The sequence below is a fragment of the Microbacterium sp. HMWF026 genome, assembly GCF_003061325.1.
Taxonomy (GTDB): Bacteria; Actinomycetota; Actinomycetes; order Actinomycetales; family Microbacteriaceae; genus Microbacterium; species Microbacterium testaceum_E.
In genome coordinates this window covers 6,319-6,790 of record NZ_QAJB01000413.1, presented here as the reverse complement: position 1 = coordinate 6,790, position 472 = coordinate 6,319, and the positions used below count along the sequence as shown (strand labels likewise).

At 68.4% G+C, this 472-nt stretch carries 1 pseudogene; it reads left to right on the top strand.

Going from position 1 to position 472, the window contains the following annotated elements:
* Positions 1-180 precede the first annotated feature (180 nt).
* A pseudogene (locus DBR36_RS18145) lies at positions 181-472 on the top strand (catalase-peroxidase); the annotation flags it as partial.

Below are 472 nucleotides of genomic sequence, written 5' to 3'. Positions count from 1 at the left end.
CGCCGGGGCCGGGGCCGCAATATACGCCAACCGACGCCGCGACGGGGATTCCTTCTTTGCCGTAGCGCGCCAGCCGGTGGCTGCTTACTCTGGGCCCATTCGCGCAGTTTCACCGTCTCGATCGTGGCGACCGACCTCGGTGACGTCGCTCTCCCCCACTGGACACCAGAAGGAGCCCCCATGAGCCCGGATGACAAGACCAACACCTGCAGCTACCACATGGCCGGCAGCCTTCCGGCCGGCGGTGATCACCTCGGCGGCACCTTCGGCCAGGCACCGAGCCTGGACGGGTGGTACCCGCAGCGGTTGAAGGTCGAGCTGCTGCACCGCAACGGCGTCGCCGCCGACCCGCTGGGCGCCGATTTCGACTACGCGGCGGCGTTCGCCACGATCGACCTCGAGGCGCTCAAGGCGGACATCAAGGACCTGCTGACCACCTCGGTCGACTGGTGGCCGGCGGACTACGGCAACT